The sequence below is a fragment of the Thermococcus sp. Bubb.Bath genome (assembly GCF_012027595.1).
Classification (GTDB): Archaea; Methanobacteriota_B; Thermococci; order Thermococcales; family Thermococcaceae; genus Thermococcus.
This window is the reverse complement of record NZ_SNUR01000003.1, coordinates 215,067-236,304: the sequence shown is the minus strand read 5'-3', so window position 1 is coordinate 236,304 and position 21,238 is coordinate 215,067. Positions and strand designations below refer to the sequence as shown.

The following is a 21,238-nucleotide window of genomic DNA, read 5'->3' as shown; positions in this document are numbered from 1 at the left end:
AAGGAAAAAATCTCATGGGGTGGATGAAGGAGGTGAAAAAATGAAGAATGCCCGTGTCATGGGCTCACTGATGGTTTTCACGTTCATCCTGGCCTTGTTTACCCTCCCAACAGTCTCGGCGCAGTACACCGAGTCCCTCTCCTTGACGGTTTATCCCGATGGCTACGTCCTCGTCAACGAGACCGTCTTAACTGCCAACTACACAGTGGTGCTCGATGTTCCCCTCCTTGGGAGCAACGTGGATGGGTTCATTGCGCTGGACGAGAACGGAAACGTCCTTCCCGCGGATATCAACGGGACCGATGCCACTGTTTATTTTGGAAACGCTAGTGAAGTGCTCGTCTCCTATTACACTCCTGACCTGACGTCAAAGGAGGGGCCCGTGTGGACGGTCTCCCTCCAGAGCCCTGTGGAGGTTTCGATAACCCTGCCAGGGGGTGCCATAGTAACCGACCTCAGCAATATCCCACTTGAAATACGGGGGAACACAATAGTCATGCCCCCTGGGAACGTCAGCGTCTCCTACATAATCCCAGTCCAGACGACCACGACAACGTCTTCTTCCGGTGGTCAGGGCTCAACGAGCACTTCTAGCTCTTCAACTTCATCGACGTCATCCACCTCCTCAACGACCTCTTCACCTTCCACTACCTCGACGATACCCTCTGGTGGGACGACAACATCAACCTCCTCTACCTCCACTTCACCAGCTTCCTCTTCATCCACAAGCACTACCACGACATCCACGACAACTTCCACCTCATCCACCGGAACGACCACAACAACCCCCGGTGGTGGAACGGGCGGCTCATCGACGGGAAAAATAATAGGTGCCCTAATAGGTATCCTGGTGATCGCTGGCGGCGCCTATCTCTACCTGCGCCGTCGAAGTGGTCCTGAAAAAGTCGAGAGCGGCGCAAGCCCGGAGGCACTCCAGAGGTTCAGGGAGAAGATCGAGTCCATCCCGGACCTCAACGACGACGAGAGGGGAGCCCTGATATACCTCGTCGAAAACGGCGGAAAGGCACCCCAGTCCAAGGTTAGGGACGCACTCGGCCTTCCGAAGACGACAGCATGGAGGATGTTCAAGAGGCTCGAAGAGCGCGGTCTCGTCCGCGTTTACAAGCTCGGGAGGGAAAACTGGGTCGAGCTGGTGCTCGATTGAGTTAGGGTTTTTAACCCCCTTTCTAACTTTTCTCCATGAAGTTTGAGTTCCTCCCCGAGAAAGCGCTGAAGATTGGGAATACCCTAATCGTCGCCGACCTCCACGTAGGCTTCGAGGAGGCTATGGTTAGCGAGGGCCACTACATCCCCAAGCTCTTGGACGAGCTAATCTCCTCTCTCCAAGGGCTTCTTAAAAAGGAGAAGCCTAAGAGGCTCATCATAGACGGCGACCTCAAGCACTCCTTTGTTCCGTTGAAGAGGGAGATGCAGGAGCTTAGGACGTTCTTTGAAGGGATTAACGGGCTTGTTGATGAGATAATTCTCGTCCGGGGCAACCACGACGTTGGAATCCTCTGGCTCCGGGAACTGGGGGTTGAGATAGTAGACGAACTTGAGCTCTCCGGCTGGAAGGTCGTTCACGGCCACAAGCTTGTGAGAGGAAAGCGCTTCATAATCGGCCATGAGCATCCTGCTATAAGGTTGAGAGATGAGGTTGGTGCCGCGATAAAGGTCCCGGCATTTCTGGCAGGAGAAGAACTGATAGTCCTTCCAGCTTTCAGCCCCTGGGCCTACGGGAACGATGTGACGAGGGAGATAGTTTCTCCATTCCTTCGAAAGTTTGATATCTCGAAGCTCAGGGTTCTGGTGCCGCTGGGGGATGAAGTACTCGACTTTGGAGAGCTGGGGAAGCTTATGGATGCCCTGAGAAAGCTAAGTTTGGTTTGATTTTGGAAGCCAAAAAGTTTTTAATCGAACCTAAGAAGTACCGATCATGATACGGTGGGCCGAAAGGGGGTACGAGGACGAGGAGATATACTCCATTCTGAGCGAGCCGGTTAGGGAGTGGTTTAAGCGGGAGTTTGACACCTTCACCCCTCCCCAGAGATATGCTGTTCTTGAAATCCACAAGGGAGAGAACGTCCTCATCTCCTCCCCCACCGGCTCCGGAAAGACTCTCTCCGCCTTTCTCTCCGCCATAAACGAACTGATTCTTCTCGGAAAAGAGGGAAAGCTTGAGGATAAAATCTACGTCCTCTACGTCTCACCCCTTAGGGCCCTGAACAACGACATCAAGAGAAACCTTGAGGGGCCGCTGGCTGAGATACAGGAAGTGGCCAAGGAACTCGGCTATGACCTGCCTGAAATAAGGGTTGGGATAAGGACGAGCGACACATCCAGTTATCAGAAGAGCAAGATGGTGAAGAAGCCGCCCCACATCCTGATAACCACCCCTGAGAGCCTTGCGATAGCCTTGAACGCCCCCAAGTTCGGCGAGAGGCTGAAGACGGTAAAGTACGTCATCATTGACGAAGTCCACGCACTCGCTGAAAACAAGCGCGGCTCACACCTTGCGCTGAGCATTGAGAGGCTCCAGGAGATGGCCGAGAACGAGTTCATCAGGATTGGCCTGAGCGCGACGATTCATCCGCTTGAGGAGGTTGCCAAGTTCGTCTTTGGCTTCAACGACGATGGAACCCCAAGGCCAGGCCTTATCGTGGACGTCTCCTTTGCAAAGCAGACCGAAATAAAGGTTGAGAGCGTTGTGGAAGACCTCATCTACACCGACGCGGGAACTCTAAGCGATGCCCTCTACAACCGCCTGGTGGAGCTCATAAGGGAGCACAGGACGACGCTCATCTTCACCAACACGAGGAGCGGTGCCGAGAGAGTGGCCTTCAACCTTAAAAAGAGGTTTCCCGAGTTTGAAGGTTTGATAGAGGCTCACCACTCTTCCTTGTCGAGAGAGGTCCGTCTGGACGTCGAGGGGAAGCTGAAGAGGGGAGAACTGGGGGCGGTTGTCAGCAGTACATCTCTGGAGTTAGGTTTGGATATAGGGACGATAGACCTCGTCATCCTAATCGGCTCTCCAAAGAGCGTTAACCGAGCCCTCCAGCGCATAGGTAGAGCTGGACACAGGCTCCACGATGTGAGCAAGGGCGTTATCCTCGCCCTCGACAGGGACGACCTCGTTGAGGTTACGGTTTTAGCGCACAACGCGAGGAACAGAAGATTAGATAGGGTCAGAATCCCAAAGAACCCGCTTGATGTCCTCGTCCAGCACATAGTCGGCATGGCCCTCTACAAGGTCTGGGAGGTCGAAGAGGCCTATCGGCTCGTTAGGAGAGCTTATCCCTTCCACGAGCTTCCCTTCGAGGACTTCATGAGCATCCTGAAGTACCTCTCCGGAGGCTACGAGGGGCTTGAAGACAGGAAGGTCTACGCCAAAATCTGGATGGAGGACGGGAAGTTCGGAAGGCGTGGAAAGATGACGAGGGCGATCTATTACATGAACGTTGGAACGATTCCAGACGAGGCGAAGATTAGGGTTTACACAATGGACAAACAGATAATCGGGACAGTTGAGGAGGAGTTCGCCGAGAGGCTGATGCCGGGAGACATCTTTGTCTTGGCTGGAAGGACGTACGAGTTCATCAAGAGCAGGGGCAACAGGATATACGTCGTCCCGCGCGAAGGGGCGAAACCCACCATTCCCGCTTGGTTCTCTGAGATGCTCCCGCTAAGTTTTGACCTGGCCCTCGACGTCCAGCGCTTCAGGGGAGAGGTGAAGGGGCTGTTGAACAACAAGCGGGCCAAGTCCCTCCTCATGAAGAAGTACGGGATAGACGAGAGGGCCGCCAAGGCAATAATAGCATACTTCCGCGAGCAGGAGAGGTATTCGACGGTTCCGGATGATGAAACCGTTCTGGTTGAAGAGGTAGAGAAGGAGAAGGTCTATGAATACTTCTTCCACACTCTGATAGGGCGAAGGGCAAACGATGCCCTCAGCAGGGCCTTTGCATACGCCGTCGGGCGGTGGAAGGGTGTAAACGTCGGCATAGCCCTCAACGACAACGGCTTCCTCCTTAGGGTTCCAAAGGAGGCCAGGCTGAGCGAGACCGAAATAAGGGAGCTCTTCCAGCTGGAGGATCTCAGGGAAATACTCAAGAGGGCGCTGGACAACACGGAGCTTTTGAAGAGACGCTTCAGGCACGTTGCCAACAGGGGCTTCCTGATTCTTAGGAGATACGTGGGGAGGAAGAAGAGGCTTGGTAGACAGCAGGTCATAGCGGTTTCGCTCCTCAAGGTTCTCAAGGAGCACTACCCGGACTTCCCGCTCCTTAGAGAGGTTTACAGGGAAATAATGGAGGACAAGATGGACGTCGAAAAGGCTGAGCTCTTCCTGAGCTGGGTGAGGGAGGGGAAGATTAAGGTCGTCTTCGAGAGAAACGAGCTTCCGAGCCCGTTCGCCTTCAACCTCGAGGCGATAGGTTCAAGTGATGTGGTTCTCATGGAGGACAGGAGGGAGATGATAAAGGCCCTCCACAGGAAGATAATGGCGATGATTGGAGAGGCCAGTTGGAGGAGAATGAAAATGGAAGAGAGTTCAGAAGACGGTTACCTTCTCCTCTAGGATGAGCTTCTGTATCTTTGTTATGTCGTCGAGCCAGGCGTCGGCTATTTCGTAGGCTGGCTTCTCTATGACGTCAAGGGAGTAGCCCTTCTTCGGAATGACCTGGACGCTGGCAACGAGCGGCTCGTCGATGGGCTTGCCTATCTGGCTGAGTATCCTGACGTAAACCTCCTCAACGCCTTCGACCTGCTCGGCTATGTCTTTGGCTATGAGGGTGGCTAGGATGTTGTATATCTTTCCGACGTGAGAAACGGGGTTCTTGCCAGCTGCGGCCTCCATGCTCATGTGCCTGTTTGGCGGGATGAGGCCGTTAACTCTGTTGCCTCTTCCAACGCTGCCATCGTCTCCAGCCTCGGCGCTGGTACCGGTGACGGTGATGTAGTAGATGTCCTTCTTCGGGTCGTCAGCGGTGTTGACGTAGACCTTGGTCGGCCTCTGGGTGTGTTCCTCCACGATTTCCCATGCCGCGTCGTGGATGGCCTCTTTTACCGCCATGTAGTCGTCCGGGGTGTCGACTTCGCTGTCAACTATAGCCGCTGCAATCGTGAGGTCTATCTCATCGCCCTTCCTGAGGCCCATGACCTTGATGTCCTCTCCAACCGCGGGCCACTTCTTCTTGAACTCGTCGCTGTTGAGGAGCTTCTCGGTCTCGAGGACTATCCTCTCTGTCTCGCTGAGAGGGGCGTAGCCGACGCCAAAGGAGGTGTCGTTGGCAAGTGGAATCGGGTTCTCCTTGGCCTTGTTGAAGACTCCGACGAGGTCAACGCTTCCCTGGCCGATGCGGGAGTCGATAATGACGTGATTTTCGAGGTCGAGGTGTCTAACGGCCTTCTTGAGGTAGTCCCTCGCGGCCTTTATGGCAACTTCGTGTACCGGGAACTCCTCCTTATCGACTATCTCAACCGCCCTTCCTGAGAGAAGGATGTATATCGGCTTGATGACCTCACCGCCGCCGAAGCGCGGGTAGGCTTTTCCTCCGACGACCTCAACCTGGTCGGTGTTGTGGTGGAGTATGATTCCATACCTCTTGATGTACTCACTTGAGAGGGCCCTGCTGACGGACTCAGCGATTCCATCCGCTATGCTGTCGGGGTGTCCGATACCCTTCCTCTCGACGAGCTCAACCTGCTGCATTTCAACAGGGGTCCTCATCATTTCCTCAACGACGATGTTCCTAACCTTCTCCGCCATGATCATCACCTTCTACAAATTAACTGGGGCATTGTTCGGGTCTGTTCATCCGCTTATATACTTTTCGGCATGAAGTGCTCCAATGAATATTCCTACTGGTTATCAAATTCAAAAACCTTAAAATCCCTCCCGAAAAATTTTCCATGACGGTCGCGCCCGGGAGCTTTCGGGTTGCCGTGAGCGGGTAAGACGATGCCGGGCGCACAGAGCCCGCCCCCTCCGGCCCGCTGGAGTACGCCCTCCGGCGTTCGATGAAAGTGGGGGATGGGCCGGGCCCACAGGCTCAGCCTTCCTTAACGTGAAGGGCTTCGAGAAACTTCTCGGTTATAGCTTCCTCGGCGAGCCTCAGCAATGAGTTCTTGTCCTTCGCGAGCTTGAAGAGTCCCAGGGGGATCCTGGCACCGCCCATCGTGGCGTGCCCTCCCCCGCTCCCGATATTGCTGAAGGCCTCCTTCATGACGGCCCCTATGTTCACGCGGACATCCCTCGTTCTCGCCGACATCTCTATATAATCGTCCACTATACCAAAGACCAGGACAGTGCTTATCCCTTCCAGCCTCAAGAGGAAATCCGCCGATTCTGCCAGGGCGTCCCTATTCCTTATGAAACCTACGTTGGAAACGACGACATTTTTGTATGCCCTCCTGTTGAGTATGGCCCTTGCCAGTATTTCCGCAGTTTCTGTTGAGATGTCCGGGTGTTCTATTCTATCTAGGAGTTCGTGGTTGACGCGCCCGGCCAGGAACTCTATCGCCTTCAAATCGACGTGGCTCAGCTTTGAGAACTTCTTAGTGTCCGTGTAGATTCCATAGAAGAGGGCAGTCGCGAGGTTCTCGGAGGGCGTTATGTTGAGGGACTTTATGTACTCCGTCAGTATCGCCGCGGAGGACTTGACCTCCGGCCTTATATCCAGGAAGGCACCGTCGGGCAGGAGCTCGTGGAGGTGCTGGAACACCTGGTGGTGGTCTATTATCACCTGCACCCTGGGGAGGTCGTCGGGATCCAAAACCGTCAGGTTGCCGTTGGGCTGGCAGTCCACTAGGGCTATGAACGGGTGCTTTCTTATCTCGTATGAACCGCGGGAGGCCTTCCTAAGGTGAACCCCGAGGAGGTTCACAAAGGCTTGGTTCTCGTGGTGGGTGATCTCGCCCCCGTGGGCTATGGTCGTTTTCAAACCGGCGTTCTGGGCTATGACGGAGAGAGCTACGGCGGCAGATATGGCGTCGGGGTCGGGATTGTCATGGGTCAGGATGAGGAGGGAATCCCCCTTTCCTTTTAGCTCCTGGAGCTTTTTATATAGCATGAGTGCGTTCTTTCTCTCCCCCAGCTCGAGTAGGGTGCGAAGGAACGCTTCGGTAATGGCCTTCTGTGGATAGATGCCGTGGTCAACGTGCACTTCCTTCTCGAACTCCTCAAGGATAACGTCCTCCAGTGTCTCCTTCGGCATGTCATCGGGGAGGAGGGTTATTATTGGAACTCCCCCGTTATTGGTTCTGATTACATACACAGTTTTTTTCGCTGTTTCCAGGTCTCTCGTGGTTATGACGACTGCATCAGCCCTATCAACGCCCGCTTTCAGGAGCGTGGCGGTGTATGAAAAGTCTCCCTGCACCACGTTGAAGCCACTTTCGGCCAGTGATTTGGCCCTGATTTCGTCCTTCTCGACGATGATTATCTCAAACTCTCCCTTGAGGGATTCGGCTATCTGACGGCCAATACTGCCGCCCCCCAGCACTAGGATTCTCATGATCACCACCTGTGAGCAACAACGTTTAAATAGGTGCGTTGGTATATCCCAACGGGAAGGGACACCCCCCCTTGGTGTTTCGGATATATATAGGTGTCGCCCACTAACCAATCAGACGGTGAGAACATGAAGCTGCCGGATGTCAAACCCCTTAAGGAGAACATAGTCGTGACCTCTCCAGGGGAACTGCTCAGAGAGATACAGGAGGCACTTTCAGGTGCAAGCTCCGTTTTTATCAAAGCCCTTGGAAAGAAAGGAAGTTCAAGGTATTACATAACGGTTCTTTTTGACAGCAGCAAGGTTTTGGCCGCAGAGGGTCAGGAGATTGAATCGGGTGCCGTTGTTAAAGGAAACGATGCCATAGAGCTCCTACGCGGAATGGCCGCTGCCCCTATGGTGATTGACGTTTATTCCCTTGACGAAATAAGCACTAAGCTCTCCATAGCTGATAATCTTGATATCTACAGTGAGACCCCGAAGGTCCCCCTGGATGAGCTCTTCGGTGGGGGGCCGCCGGCAAAACCTTCCGCACCCCCAGTTCAGAAAGCTAAACCCGCTCCAAAACCCCAACCTCAGCATAAACACCCTGAGGAGAAAACTCCCCCAGTGGAGAAGAAGGTTAAAGAAACTGAAGAAACAAGAAAACCCACTGAAGAGAAGCCCAAACTATCCTCAAAGCCAGGAGAGGTTGAGATAACCATTGAAATACCCGGCGGGGAAAACCTTGAGGGTGCTCTAAAGGAGTACGCCAAGCTCCTCATCCAGGAGGCCAGGAGGATAAGAACCCTTCAGCTCAACCGCATCGAGTTCTCCGGTGAGCTCTCCGGTGGGGTTCTCTACCTGAACGTCCACCTCTGTGGCCACAGTGAAGGGCAGATGAGAGAAGTAGCAGAGAAGAGGATGCTCCACGCCATAAGCAAACATGCTCCGGTGATACTGAGGGAGGCCGATGTCAAGCCAATCCTCAGGGATATACGCGTTTCTCTCGATGGGAAGGAACTGAAACCGCAGGAAATCGTTGAGAAAGACAAGAAGAAGACAGGAAAAGTGGGCAAGGACGGAAAGATAACACTCTCTGTCCTTGAGGACGTGTGGACGTACTTCAGCGCAATGACCAAGACCGCTGTCGGTGAGATGAGGGATGCAGGAATCAAGGTGGATGCCGCCAACTTTGATGTTAAGGGTCGCAGGGAGTTCGAAATAAACGTCAAGCTCGCGGTTGAGACCTCACTGACGGAAGACGAAGCCCAGAGGGCAATCCGGGACATACTGAACCACCATGCCAAGGAGCTCGGAAAGACGCTGGATCGCTACATAACCGTTCATACGGTTGATGTGGAGTTCGTAAGGAAGCCTGCCGCGGTTGTAACACCTTCCGGATCCAAGGTGACGTCCAGCAAAGCAGCCGAGATACTCCAGAAGAAGGCAGACCTTGAGAAGGAAGTAGAGAAGCTCCTTCGACAGGCAGGAGTAGACGAGCTCTCATTCCTAACTGAGGAGAAGAAGAAGGAAAGCGAGCAGGCACTTTTGAAGAGCAGGATTGAGCCCGCCATGGAAGTCCTTAAGAGCAGGCTCCACACCGAGCTTAAGCTTATTCCAAGGGTTACCTTCAAGTGGCTCAAGCTCAACTGGGACGTCAAGGACTCAACTGTCTATGTTGACATCGAGGCATCCTTCCTTAAGGAGGAGGTTGGGGGGCTCTTCGGCTCGTTTTCCGGTGTAGATGAGGATAAACTAAAGAGGGACGCCAGGGAGACAATACTCCGCGTCATCAGGGATGTTTCAAGGGAATACAGCATCACTCTAAAGCTCCAGAAGCTGAACGTTATCGTCAGGTGAGTTTAGTTTTCCCAAAACTTTTTCTATATCTCTGTATCATTGTCTTTCATATATCGTTTTCAGCTCTTGCAGGAGGTTAGAGGGTGGCGTTTGGGGTCATAGGGTACGTCTTCATAATAATAGCCGTTGCGAGGCTCTTTGCCGAACTCTTTGAGAAAATCGGTTATCCAGGTTTTCTAGGAGAGATAACAGCGGGTCTGGCTATTGGCGTATTCTTCAAGGGTATGCCGCGCTCAGATATGGAGCTCCTGGCGGAGCTGGGCGTTTTCTTCCTCATGCTCTATGCGGGTCTGGAGCTAACCCCCGAAGAGGTTCGTGTCGGGGGAAGAAAGAGCCTTCCAGTTTACATCATCACCCTCCTGGTGATGATCGTCCTCACCCTTCCCTTCACGGACTATCATCTTGGAGTGGACACTGTTGTCGTGGCATCGATACTATCCGTGGCATCTGCCCCAGTTGTCATAAGGTTCACGCGCTTCTTCGGCCATGATTTCCTTCACATAGCGCTCTCATACGCCGTTATCAGCGAAGTCGGAACCCTCACCATTCTCTACCTAGGTATAAACGTGGAGCTTTACCACCCCAGCCCCCTAAGGCTTGCCTTCGAGCTCCTCTTGGACGGGCTTTTCATCGGGGGTCTGCTGGCGGTTAACTACGTCCTCGGAATAAAGCACAGACTGTGGATAATCACGAGACTGCGCAGGCTGAGGAGTGATGAGGCCGTTTTTGGTATGGTCATGATACTGGCCACTTCCCTCGGATTGATAAGCGAGGAGATAGGCCTCCACTTCAGCATAGGGGCGTTTCTCGTAGGCTTAATGCTCCACAGTGATCTGGTGGGAACCAAACAGTATGAGAGGATTTACACGATAATCTCGGGAGTTACCTACGGCATATTCGCCCCGATATTCTTCGCTTGGAGGGGGATAAACTTCGATGCCGAGCTGTCACTGGGGGTTATCTACTTCTTCGTGGTGGTATACATCGTCCGTCTTATCATGACCACTGCCTTTTTCTGGGATGGTAATGCTAGGGCCTCCCTCGCCAGGGCCGCTGGTATATCGAGCTTTGGCGTCCTCGGCCTCCTCGTTGGAGAAGTCGGCTACTCCTACGGTGTACTGAGCGAACACCTTTATGCCATGACTTCTCTAGCTAGCATACTCGGTATCTTCGTCTCAGCAAGCCTCGGCAGGATTATACAGTTCCTTGGGAACGAAGAGGGAGCGTGAACTCCCCTCTTCTCCAGGGGTTCTCTGGACATCGGTATTGAATCCTCGAAACGTTTATAAGTAGTGCGATGAGGGAACGGGTAGTTAAAAAGTGAGATAGGTGGTGAAAGATGAGCTGGACGACCCCCAAGAGGGCGTTTATTGGTGCTGCTTCCGCAGAAGGAGGAACAAAGCTCAATGCGTTCGATAACGCTCTCCTCAAGCTCGGCATAGGGAACGTTAACCTCGTCAAGCTGAGCAGTGTCATTCCCGCGCACATCGAATGGATAGAGGTGGTCCACAACGTTCCCATAGGAATGCTCCTCCCGACCGTCTACGCCCACATAGAGAGCGATGAGCCGGGAATGACGATAAGCGCGGCCCTTGGTGTTGGCATAAGCGAGGGCAACGAAGGAGGCCTAATCTACGAGTACTCCGGCTACTGCACCAAGGAAGAGGCCGAAGAAATGGTCAGGAAGATGGTGGAGGAAGGCTTCAGGGTCAGGGGATGGAAGCTCAAGGAGTTCCGCGTTGCCTCGGCTGAGATAACGGTTGAGGACAAGCCGGCGGCTGCCCTGGCTGCGGTCGTGATGTTTCCCTACTGACTACACCCTCTCCATTTCCAGGAGGATGAACTCTCCTCCCCTCTTTTCAAACGTCATCCTGTACCGGATTCCCCCCTTCGTTGCCAGAACTCCTATGTAACCTCCTTCTGCGTTCTCGTTGACGGTCATCCACACTACTTCGAATCCTCTCTTTTCGAGGGCATTTTTCAGAACACCTCTGATCACGCTTCCCGGTTCTAGAGCGTCCCCACTTGACTTTCCGTTCAGGAACATCCAGAGTTCCAGAAACAGGCGCCGGGGATTGGGGGTATCCGCAGGGAACATAAACCGGAGAACACCGTTCTCGGGAAGGAGGATTCTGTGATGCGAGTTTTCAAACACCGTAACAGAAATATCCACTTTGGGCTCTCCACCATCGGTTATCTCCCCAACGAGGTGAGGGACACCGTATTTCAGACCTTCCTCCACGAGGGGCGCGAGTTCGCTGACCTTCTGGAAGAGCTCCTTTCTGATTACACTCTTGCTCATGTTAAAGAATGTTCGTCGTCCCTTTATAAATTTTACATAGGTTAACCTTCCCAAGCGTCATGTTTAAAACTACAACCTCAACCCCTCTTTGGTGATGACATGGGGTTCAACAATGAAGATAATGCCTTCATCGAATGGTATCCCCGCGGATACGGCGTGGGCTTTAAAGTGAGGAGGAGGCTCTTCGAGACCCAGACCGACTACCAGCGCCTGGAGATATATGAAACAGAAGGATTCGGGAAGCTGCTCGTCCTCGATGGGACGGTTCAGCTCGTGGAGGTTGGCGAGGAGAGCTACCACGAACCCCTTGTTCATACAGTGATGCTTGCCCATCCCAACCCGCGCAGGATTCTCGTCATAGGCGGCGGCGACGGCGGTGCCCTCCGCGAGGTTCTGAGGCACAAGACCGTTGAAAAGGCCACGATGGTTGAGATAGACGATGGGGTCGTCGAGGCTTCCTACCTCTACCTCGACATTGCCAAAGACCTTCTCGATAGACTAATAAAGGGAGAGGAGCCGAGGGGGAAGCTCATTATCGGCGATGGGGTTAAGTACCTCCGCGAAACCGAGGAGCGCTTTGACGTCATCATAGTTGACTCGACTGACCCGGTTGGCCCGGCCAAGCTTCTCTTCTCCGAGGAGTTCTTCAGGGACGCCTACGAGAAGCTCAACGATAGGGGACTCTACATAACCCAGGCTGGCAGCGTCTACCTCTTCACTAACGAGCTTATGGACGCGTACAGGACAATGAAGAATGTCTTTGACAGGGTTTACTACTTCAGCTTCCCCGTCATTGGCTACGCATCCCCGTGGGGCTTCCTGGTGGGAGTTAAGGGAGATATTGACTTCACGAAGGTCGACCTTGAGAGGGCCAAGGAACTCGACCTGTACTACTACGACCCGGGGAGGCACGAGACCCTCTTTCAGATGCCGCGTTACATCAGAAAGCTCCTGGAGGAGGGAGATTGAAACGGAATCTCAGGAGGGCCCTCTCCCTTGCCCTCACGATAATCCTAGCCATCTTTCTCTTCTTCCGTATTTCAAAGGAGGTTATGACGATAGAGCTCTCAGAAGTTGAGCCTCTCTACTTCTTTTTGGCCTCTCTCTTTGGCGTGTTTGCGTACCTGGTTTCCACTGCTGTTTGGTATTTCCTCCTCAGGGGCTCTTCCTCCGTCGGTTTTCTCCAGCTCCTGAGGCTCAACCTTATGAACAGTTATCTTTCCATGACCCTGAATTCTGCAGTGGGGAACATAGTAAAGGCCAAATACGCCATGGACGACTGGTGGATGTCCTTAGGTGTAATAAGTATGGTGACTGTGTTTGAAATCTTGCCGGGAACGGTGGTCGGTGCTGCCTTTGGAAATTACTCAATGCTTCCCTTTGCCTTTCTCTTTCTCTGGGCACTAGTTCATGAGGACTCTTTGTACCGTATAGTAGTGCTTCCGTTTAAGCGGTTGGGGCGTGAAGACTGGGCATACCGCTTTTATACTGGCTGGAAAAAAGCCAAGAAGGGGCGCTTTGTCGAGGCCCTCCTCATCTCGCCCCTTCAGCCTTTATTTCTCTCCCTGGCTTTGGTTTCAACAGCCAGGGCATTTGGGGTTCATGTGTCTCTCTGGAGGGGGCTTCTGGGTGTCACGTACTCCACCGTCCTTGGAGGGGCCCTCGGGACTCCAGGTGGGATTGGTGGAAACGAGCTCGGCGTCGTCATGGCCATGGGTAGCGTTCCCGCGGGGATGACTATAGCCTTCACGTACAAGTTCCTTACCCAGTACATCTACGCGGTGGCGGGGATAGTCCCCTTTTACAGGATAGGCGTTGGAGAAGAGTGAGGAAAGGCTTATGAGGTTTGAGGGTTACCCTCTACGGTGGCGATAATGAGGCTTGAGGAGTTGACCTGGCCGGAGTTTGATAGAATAAAGGAAAAATTTGAGGCTGTAATCCTGCCTGTTGGGAGCGTTGAGGCCCACGGAAGGCACCTCCCCCTTGGAACCGACGTTTTCTCTCCCGTGGAGATAGCCCGCCGCGTTGAGGAAAAAATTGAGGGAAGAGGCAGGGACGTTCTGGTAGCCCCTCCCGTTTGGTACGGCCACACGTTCACCCTCAACGTCTACCCAGGGACCATAAACGTCAGACCGGAGTCGCTGAGGATGTACGTTGGGGATATCCTCTCGGAGCTGGTCTCGGAGGGTTTTGAGCGCATCGTGCTTCTGAACGGCCACGGGGGGAACATTTATCCCCTAACTGAGGCAGCGGAGGACGTCGCGGAGCTTTATCCGGACGTCGAGATATGGCTGATAAACTGGTGGATTGACTTCAGAGAGGAGATACTTTCAGTATGCTCAAGCCAGGGGCACGCTGGAGAGGATGAGACGTCCGTTATCCTTGCAATAAGGCCAGAGCTCGTCTGTATGGACAAGGCGAGGGGGAGAAAAACGCGCACTCCGGTTAGAATCATAAAGAAGGACATCGGCAAGGATCTCTTCCCGGACGGGGTTAACGACGACCCCAGGAACGCGAGCGCCGAGAAGGGCGAGGCCATACTGGAGGCAGTTTCGGAGAGGATTGCTCGACTCATCTTGGGAGAAGAGTGATGTACATGCCGGAACCTACCGTTGGAAGTGTAATCTCCGAGATAGAGAAGAGGATGAAGCGCCTTCAGGCGATGGTGGAGATAGCAGAGGAGAGCCTTCGGTTTGAAGAGGGTAGGAGAAAGGCTCCAAAGCCATCTCAGGGGAACATGTGGACGTATCTCATTACTGCCCTCGCCTGGACCCTCGGCGGCCTCTTCATCCTTTACCTCTTCCGCTCCAGGTATTCGGGGGTTGTTGGAGGGGCCCCAACGGGTGTTTCGATAGTGGTTTATGCCATAATAGCCCTCGGAATAGTTGCCGTGCTGCTCTTCTACTACCTTCCGCGCAGGAGGGGGGCCGTTGAAGAGTTTGACCTCGACGAGAGGGCCAGGGCTGCCAAACTTCTTATTAAGAATCTCTACGCTCCCCTTAAAGAGGCTCTCCTGGAAGATAACGACACGGCACTGGGAGCTATGGCGGATAAGCTCCTTGAGGATCCCCTCCTGGCCCACGCCATGGAGGTAGTACGCGAAGGAGACCCCCGTTTAGCCGCATACGCCCTCTACTTATACGTTTCCTTCAAGTCAGGGAACGTCTCCCTAGAAGATGTGGCGGAAGCCGTTGAAAAAGTTGACAACAGGCCCCTCCAGCTCCTCCTCGAGTCCCTCCTCCCTGAGGAGGGGAGTATCATTTTATAACGAAAAGTTAATAAATTTTTAGGAGAACTTCTCCTGGAGGTGATGGAGATGGTCAGGACATACATTGGGGAGAAAACCAAAGAGTTCACCAGGGACGAGAAGGAGAAGCGCTACAAGTACCTCGGAAAAGACGTTATAGACGTGGGCGACCCGGGCCTTGACAGCATCCCCGAGTTCTACGGCATAGCAAACGCCATCTGGAGGGACTGGAAGGAAGGCGAGATAAGCACCAAAACTGCCCTTGGAAGGCTCGCGCTGCTCAAACTGCTGACCTACAAGACCAAGAACAAGAAGATAGCCGACATCCCGGAGGAAGACCTGGAAGAGGTTAGAAAGTTCATTGACTACGTGAGGCAGGTCATCAAGAACGAGAGCAGGAGAAGAGGAGAGCCAGAGGAGGAGCGCCAGGAGGAAGCTTAAACTCCTTTCCTCACTTATTAGACTCCCACCTAGCCCAAACCGTACCATTCGGGGTTTAGCCTTGGGACTAAAGCCATCAGGACGGCCAGCTTGTTCAGCTCTTTTCTCACGAGCCGTCCGTGGGTTAAAACGCCGATTGCCCCAATCTTTCTCTTCAGCTCCCGGTCGTTCACGAGTTCACCCATCGCTATCCCAACCTCAACGTCCTCCTCAAACACCCGCCTGATTACGCCGGGAGGATATTCAAAGCCCGGCCCGTGGCCAAAGGTCGTTCTTCCCTCCTTATCAACTATTGCGCAAAACTGGATGTCCATGTAACCGGTTAAGGTTTCCGGAACCGAATAGAGGCCCGCTTCAACGCCCACTCCAAAATCTGCCCCGGTCTTTTCAAGTGCCAGTTTTGCCCTGTTGATTGCTCCCTTTATCGTCTCTTCGAGTCCAACCGGCTGGTCTGGGACGCCGCTGTCTACCCCCATGGGGACTACTTCTACTTCTCCGTAGATCTCTCTGAAGACTTCCCTAACCGCTTCAACTTTGGCGGGATTCGTTGAGCCGACGGCGACCTTCATTCTATCACCATGACAGATACTGGGGTCAGCTTAATAGGTTTGCTCAGAGGACGAGAAAGATATAAGCGAGTCCCGCAAAGAACAACAGGAGAGAAGGGATGAGAAGCTCGCGATAAACTCTACCGAGGTCTGCCCTGTAGTATTCCGCGGAGAAAATGAGGCATAGATGCACCGGACTGAAGAGCATGCCCATGTATCCACTAAGGTAGGCGAGGGCTATCCACTTGTAATCCACCAAAAATGGGCTGAGAATGGGGAAGGTCATACCAGCATACGCGAAGCTCATGCCTGTTATAAGGCCGACTACGAATGGCGTTATCATCACAACGGCTGCTACTGGGAAATGAACGCTTAGGATAGCTTTAGGGAGTGTTTTAATGGCCCCAGTAACTTCCAAGACTTCTTTGAAGTACATGACCGCGAAGAGGAGGAAAATTATCTTTGGCTGAAGGGCGTATTTTGCCACGGCCTTCCCAGTTATCCTCTTGGCACTGGGGATTAATACGGATAACAACCCCGCAATCGCACCGTACACCATATCATAACCCAGTACAACCGAGATGAGGATTATGATGAAGATGGGGTATGTGGTTCTCAGGAACAGAATGGACCCCTTCCTCAGGTCTCTCCCCTCGGTTTTGACAGATTTCAAGGGCATTAGGATGTGGAAATAACCAACCAACGCCATTATTACGGTCATTGCAAAAAGATGGGCGCTTAAAGTGCCTACAGAGACTCCTAGAATGACCGATGTTATTATTATGGCCTGGTACATCGGCCATGAGTGCTCCCAGATGTGTCTGAACCAGTAGTTTGTGAGGGTTTTTCTCTCCGGGGAGAGACTGAGCTTCTCCGACACACCCTCTATCATTGGGGCTGAAACGAGCGCACCCGCGGGCATTGGCATGAGGCCTATAAGGGCTGGAAGGGCCGCTAGTGAATACCTCTCATCCGGGAACAGGTTTCGAACGGCCTCTTCCATGAGCTTCAGGTAGCCCGTCTGGGAGAACACCTCAGCCAGGGCCATTATGGTGGCTATTATTATAATCAGTCTCAGCGTGCTCCATGAAGTTGAAGACGAGTAAAAGGCCTCTAGGAGCCCCTCGGGTTTTAAGCCGAACAGCGCTCCAAGCACGATGGATCCTAAGAATATCGAGACCCCTATGTTAACCTTCAGGCGAATGAGTATCAGTATGAGACCGAATGATGCCGCTATGAAGAGGATGCCGTTCATATTTTCACCATTGTTATAGCGTTTAGACAAAAATCACAAAGGAGTTTATAAGTTTAATGAGTGGACTCTTAGTTTCGCATTCCATGAGCTCTCTCTAAACTATCCAAAAACCTTATAAGTAAACTTCCCAACTTTGGCCCGATACCCATGAGGGGGGAGTGTTTTATCCTTCGCTTCGCCCGTTTCGAGGCCTGAGCCCCCTGTTCTGGGTAGCCGTGACTATCATTTCTGGAGGGGTTTTCAATGATTAAAGAGCCGGAGTTTAGGGAGTACAACCCAGGGGAGCTTGAAGAAAAGATAGAGCGCTTTTGGCAGGAGAACAACACCTATGAAAAGGTGAAAAAGCTCAGGGAAAACGGCCCGAAGTACTACTTCCTCGACGGGCCACCCTACGTCAGCGGTGCAATCCATCTCGGAACTGCTTGGAACAAGATCATCAAGGACATGGTGATAAGGTTCAGGAGCATGCAAGGCTACAACGTGCGCAGACAGCCGGGCTTCGACATGCACGGCCTTCCGATAGAGGTGAAGGTCGAGCAGGCCCTCGGTCTCAAGATAAAGAAGGACATAGAGACCAAGATCGGGGTTGACAACTTCATAAAGAAGTGCAAGGAGTTCGCCCTCAACAACCTCAAGACGATGACCGAGCAGTTCAAGATGCTCGGCGTCTGGATGGACTGGGACAACCCCTACATGACGATAAAGAACGAGTACATCGAATCGGGCTGGTTTACCCTAAAACGGGCCTGGGAAAAGGGTCTCCTTGAGAAGGACAAGCGCGTCCTCCACTGGTGTCCGCGCTGTGAGACCGCTTTAGCCGAGCACGAGGTTCGCGGTGAGTACAAGGTAAGGAAGGACCCGAGCATCTACGTCAAGTTCCCGGTTGAGGGTAAGGAGAACGAATATCTCCTCATCTGGACAACGACGCCCTGGACCCTCCCGGCCAACTTGGCAGTTACAGTCCACCCCGAGTACGAGTACGCCAAGGTCAGGGTTAAGACTGAGAATGGTGAGGAGTACTGGATAATAGCGGAAGCCCTCGTGGAGAGGGTTCTCAATGAGGTCGGCGTCAAGGGTGAAATCGTTGGGACATTCAAGGGCAAGGAGCTTGAAGGAATACGCTACGTACACGTCCTTATGGATGAATATCCAATCCAGAAGGAGTTCCGCGGGAAGTACGAGTGGGCTCACAGGGTTATCCTCGGTGAGCACGTAACCCTCGAGGACGGTACCGGATTGGTTCACACAGCTCCCGGCCACGGTGAGGAGGACTTCGAGGTCGGCAAGAAGTACGGACTGCCGATTTACAGCCCCGTTGATGACGAGGGTAGGTACACCGAGGGCAAGTGGAAGGGAACATACGTCAAGGAAGCCGACCCGAAGATAATAGCGCACCTCACCGAGAAGGGCTATCTCGTCAAAGCCGGCGAGATAGAGCACAAGTACCCGCACTGCTGGCGCTGTAAGACCCCGCTGATATTCCGCGCCACAGACCAGTGGTTCCTGAAGGTGAGCAAAGTTAAGGACAAGATAATCGAGGAGAACGACGAGAAGGTCACCTGGTACCCGGACTGGGTTAAGGTTCGTTACGACAACGGTGTCATGAACTCCGGTGACTGGGTCATAAGCAGGCAGCGCTACTGGGGAATCCCGCTCCCGATATGGCAGGCCGAGGACGGGGAGATATACGTCGTCGGCTCCTTCAAAGAGCTCGTTGAGAAGAGCGTTGCCCTTGAGATAAACGGCGAGCGGGTTGACCTCTCCGAGGACTACCAAGAGAAGCTTAAGGTGATAGAGGAGAAGCTCGGTCCAGAAGACCTCCACAGGCCATACGTTGATGCCTTCATCATAAGGGTGAACGGTAAGGAGATGAAGCGCGTTAAAGACGTCGTCGACGTCTGGTTCGACAGCGGAATAGCGAGCTGGGCCTCCCTCGACTATCCAAGGACGGACGAGAACTTCAAGAAGCTCTGGCCGGCGGACTTCATAGTCGAGGGTGAAGACCAGGTCACCAAGTGGTTCTACTCCCAGCAGGCCGCGAGCATTATCGCCTTCGATACCGTTCCATACAGGAAGGTCGCTATGCACGGCTACGTCCTCGACGAGAAGGGCGACAAGATGAGCAAGAGCCTCGGAAACATCATTCGCCCTGAGGAGGTCGTTCAGAAGGAGGGAAGGGACCCCTTCAGGTTCTACATGCTCTGGGCGACGAACCCATGGGAGAACCTCCGCTTCAGCTGGAAGGGTCTTGAGCAGGTCAAGAGGATGCTCAACATCCTCTGGAACGTTTACGTATTGAGTGCCACCTACATGAGCCTCGACAGCTTTGACCCGACGAAGCTCAACCCCGAGGAGCTTCCCTTCCGCGAGGAGGACAGGTGGGTACTCAGCAGGGCAAACAGCCTCATAGGTGAGGTTACCGATGGAATAGAGACCTTCAGGCTCACCAAATCGACTAGGGCCATCTACAACTTCGTGGTTGAGGATTTAAGCAGGTGGTACGTGAGGCTCATCAGGAAGAGGATGTGGGTCGAGGGAGACGACCCCGACAAGTTAGCGGCCTACTACACCGTCTGGAAGGTCTTCGACGTTCTTCTGAGGCTCATGGCGCCGTTCACACCCTACATAGCCGAGGAGATATACCAGAATCTCCTGAGGCCCTTTACTGGAGTAGAGAGCGTCCACATGCTCGACTGGCCGGGGGCTGACGAGAAGTCCATAGATGAAGAGCTCGAGCGCGAGATGGAATACGTCAGGAGAATCGTCGAGGCAGGCTCAAGCGCGAGGCAGAAGGCCAGGATAAAGCTCCGCTACCCGATTAGGAGGATAGTCGTTGAGACGGAGGACGAGACAGTTGCGAAGGCCGTCGAGAGGCTCAACAGACTCCTTAAAGACCAGCTCAACACCAAGGAGGTCGTCGTTGGAAAGGTAGAGCGCGAGCTCATCATAAAGCCGAACTTCGCCAAAGTCGGTCCGGAGTTCAAGGGCGACGCCAAGAAGGTTATAGCCTGGATAAGCGAGCACGGCAGGGAGCTCTACGAGAGGGGCGAGATGAACGTTGAGCTCGAAGGAAAGGCCTTCCACCTGACGAGGGAGCACGTAACCGTTGAGGAGAAGCTCCCGGACTTCCTTGTTGCTGAAGAGTTCGAGGGCGGAAAGGTATTCGTAGACAAGACCCTCACCAGGGAACTCCTGGCTGAGGGACTCGCCAGGGAGTTCGTCAGGAGGATACAGGAGATGAGGAAGAGGCTCGACCTCGATGTTAACGACCGCATTAAGGTCACCATAGAGACCACGGACGAGAACCGCGAGCTCCTTCAGGAGAATCTCGACTACATAAAGGGAGAAACAAGGGCTGTGGATGTGGCCTTTGACGAAGCCAAGGGCTACGCCGTTGAGTGGCCCGAAGTGCAGGCGAGGATAGGGATTGAGAAGGTTTAAGTCCCCCTTTATCCTTTTCAGTAGCAAGATTGATATAGGGCACTACAACGTTCTTCGCTCCTGCGACCATTAGTATTCTGGCCAGTCCAAGGTCATCTATTTTTCCGCATTCAACGTATATGTACTCGCCGTTTCTGGTGTAAAGCTTCGAAAACACCACCTTTATGGGGCCGTTTTTCCATTTCCCCAAATCTTCAACGGCGGTAAAGTTAAGGCGCCTAATAGTCCCATCCATTCTATCAAGGACATACTCAGGAGAACATGAACAACCGGCCTCAATTGAACGGGGTTCAACCTGCCCACCAAAGAGGGGCTCTGGCCAGAAGACCCAGCGTCCATTGACGAGGGGAATGAAGTAGTAGGCAATCTCCAACTCCCCACCAGGTGAACTGGTACTGCCTATCTCTGCCCTCTCGGGTTTGGAGTTCTCACCCGAACAGCTTCCGCGTTCATACTGGACGTAATGCCTTAAACGGGCCGTATCTCCAGGCAGGATCATCTTCACTTCCCCTCCCCATACAGAGCATTGTGGTGAGATGCCCAGTTCTTTGGTCCAGTTGCTTTTCTCACCGTTGAGAAATGGTGGAATTATTCCGTTGTCCTCGATTCCATACACATACCCCTCGGAGAAGAAAACGAATCCCTCTCCAG

At 53.3% G+C, this 21,238-nt stretch carries 17 protein-coding genes; 12 read left to right on the top strand and 5 right to left on the bottom strand.

What is annotated here, in order from left to right; all coding sequences use genetic code 11:
* Positions 1-40: 40 nt before the first annotated feature.
* From E3E29_RS08435 to E3E29_RS08425, 3 genes are read left to right on the top strand one after another with little or no spacing between them, the layout of a single operon-like run.
* On the top strand, positions 41-1,165 hold the full coding sequence (locus E3E29_RS08435; protein WP_240922826.1) for a winged helix-turn-helix transcriptional regulator: 1,125 nt from the start codon (positions 41-43) through the stop codon (positions 1,163-1,165).
* 35 nt (positions 1,166-1,200) lie between these two features.
* On the top strand, positions 1,201-1,890 hold the full coding sequence (locus E3E29_RS08430) for a metallophosphoesterase (RefSeq protein WP_167910529.1): 690 nt from the start codon (positions 1,201-1,203) through the stop codon (positions 1,888-1,890).
* Positions 1,891-1,936: 46 nt separating this feature from the next.
* A complete protein-coding gene (locus E3E29_RS08425) occupies positions 1,937-4,576 on the top strand; it encodes an ATP-dependent helicase (protein WP_167910528.1) in 2,640 nt (879 codons plus the stop codon).
* Here E3E29_RS08425 and E3E29_RS08420 read toward each other — a convergent pair.
* Together E3E29_RS08420 and E3E29_RS08415 are read right to left on the bottom strand one after the other, a co-directional pair.
* The gene (locus E3E29_RS08420) at positions 4,550-5,767 is read right to left on the bottom strand and encodes a methionine adenosyltransferase (protein WP_167910527.1); all 1,218 of its coding nucleotides are present in this window, start codon (positions 5,765-5,767) and stop codon (positions 4,550-4,552) included. The genes E3E29_RS08425 and E3E29_RS08420 overlap by 27 nt on opposite strands.
* Positions 5,768-6,050: 283 nt before the next feature.
* The gene (locus E3E29_RS08415) at positions 6,051-7,514 is read right to left on the bottom strand and encodes a DHH family phosphoesterase (RefSeq protein ID WP_167910526.1); all 1,464 of its coding nucleotides are present in this window, start codon (positions 7,512-7,514) and stop codon (positions 6,051-6,053) included.
* Positions 7,515-7,640: 126 nt separating this feature from the next.
* Here E3E29_RS08415 and E3E29_RS08410 point away from each other — a divergent pair, with 126 nt between their 5' ends.
* From E3E29_RS08410 to E3E29_RS08400, 3 genes are all read left to right on the top strand, one after another.
* The gene (locus E3E29_RS08410; protein WP_167910525.1) at positions 7,641-9,353 is read left to right on the top strand and encodes a DUF2226 domain-containing protein; all 1,713 of its coding nucleotides are present in this window, start codon (positions 7,641-7,643) and stop codon (positions 9,351-9,353) included.
* 83 nt (positions 9,354-9,436) lie between these two features.
* The gene (locus tag E3E29_RS08405; RefSeq protein ID WP_167910524.1) at positions 9,437-10,582 is read left to right on the top strand and encodes a cation:proton antiporter; all 1,146 of its coding nucleotides are present in this window, start codon (positions 9,437-9,439) and stop codon (positions 10,580-10,582) included.
* 110 nt (positions 10,583-10,692) lie between these two features.
* The gene (locus E3E29_RS08400) at positions 10,693-11,166 is read left to right on the top strand and encodes a pyruvoyl-dependent arginine decarboxylase (protein ID WP_167910523.1); all 474 of its coding nucleotides are present in this window, start codon (positions 10,693-10,695) and stop codon (positions 11,164-11,166) included.
* Here the strand turns inward: E3E29_RS08400 and E3E29_RS08395 are convergent, their stop codons facing one another.
* Entirely contained in the window at positions 11,167-11,655 is a 489-nt protein-coding gene (locus tag E3E29_RS08395; protein ID WP_167910522.1) for a hypothetical protein, read from the bottom strand. It lies immediately after the preceding gene.
* 99 nt (positions 11,656-11,754) lie between these two features.
* Here E3E29_RS08395 and speE point away from each other — a divergent pair, with 99 nt between their 5' ends.
* Genes speE through E3E29_RS08370 form a run of 5 tightly spaced genes read left to right on the top strand, consistent with a single transcriptional unit; the run spans position 11,755 to position 15,343 of the window.
* Entirely contained in the window at positions 11,755-12,624 is an 870-nt protein-coding gene (gene speE / locus E3E29_RS08390; protein WP_167910521.1) for a polyamine aminopropyltransferase, read from the top strand.
* Positions 12,621-13,484, top strand: a complete 864-nt coding sequence (locus tag E3E29_RS08385) for a lysylphosphatidylglycerol synthase domain-containing protein (protein WP_167910520.1) — start codon at positions 12,621-12,623, stop codon at positions 13,482-13,484. Before speE ends, E3E29_RS08385 begins: the two co-directional genes overlap by 4 nt.
* Before the next feature lie 45 nt (positions 13,485-13,529).
* Positions 13,530-14,246 carry a creatininase family protein gene (locus E3E29_RS08380; protein WP_167910606.1) on the top strand — a complete coding sequence of 239 codons (717 nt, stop codon included), beginning with the start codon at positions 13,530-13,532 and terminating at the stop codon, positions 14,244-14,246.
* Positions 14,246-14,923, top strand: coding sequence for a hypothetical protein (locus tag E3E29_RS08375; protein WP_240922825.1), 678 nt, complete (start codon positions 14,246-14,248; stop codon positions 14,921-14,923). Before E3E29_RS08380 ends, E3E29_RS08375 begins: the two co-directional genes overlap by 1 nt.
* Positions 14,924-14,971: 48 nt before the next feature.
* A complete protein-coding gene (locus E3E29_RS08370) occupies positions 14,972-15,343 on the top strand; it encodes a hypothetical protein (protein ID WP_167910604.1) in 372 nt (123 codons plus the stop codon).
* Between the two features lie 29 nt (positions 15,344-15,372).
* Here the strand turns inward: E3E29_RS08370 and yjjX are convergent, their stop codons facing one another.
* Together yjjX and E3E29_RS08360 are read right to left on the bottom strand one after the other, a co-directional pair.
* Complete coding sequence (gene yjjX / locus E3E29_RS08365) at positions 15,373-15,912, bottom strand: inosine/xanthosine triphosphatase (RefSeq protein WP_167910519.1); 540 nt, start codon at positions 15,910-15,912, stop codon at positions 15,373-15,375.
* A 43-nt stretch (positions 15,913-15,955) separates the two neighbouring features.
* Entirely contained in the window at positions 15,956-17,146 is a 1,191-nt protein-coding gene (locus E3E29_RS08360; RefSeq protein ID WP_167910518.1) for a TIGR00529 family membrane protein, read from the bottom strand.
* Positions 17,147-17,389: 243 nt separating this feature from the next.
* On the opposite strand from E3E29_RS08360, the gene ileS reads away from it, so the two are divergent.
* Positions 17,390-20,587 carry an isoleucine--tRNA ligase gene (gene ileS / locus E3E29_RS08355; RefSeq protein ID WP_167910517.1) on the top strand — a complete coding sequence of 1,066 codons (3,198 nt, stop codon included), beginning with the start codon at positions 17,390-17,392 and terminating at the stop codon, positions 20,585-20,587.
* Positions 20,588-21,238 lie beyond the last annotated feature (651 nt).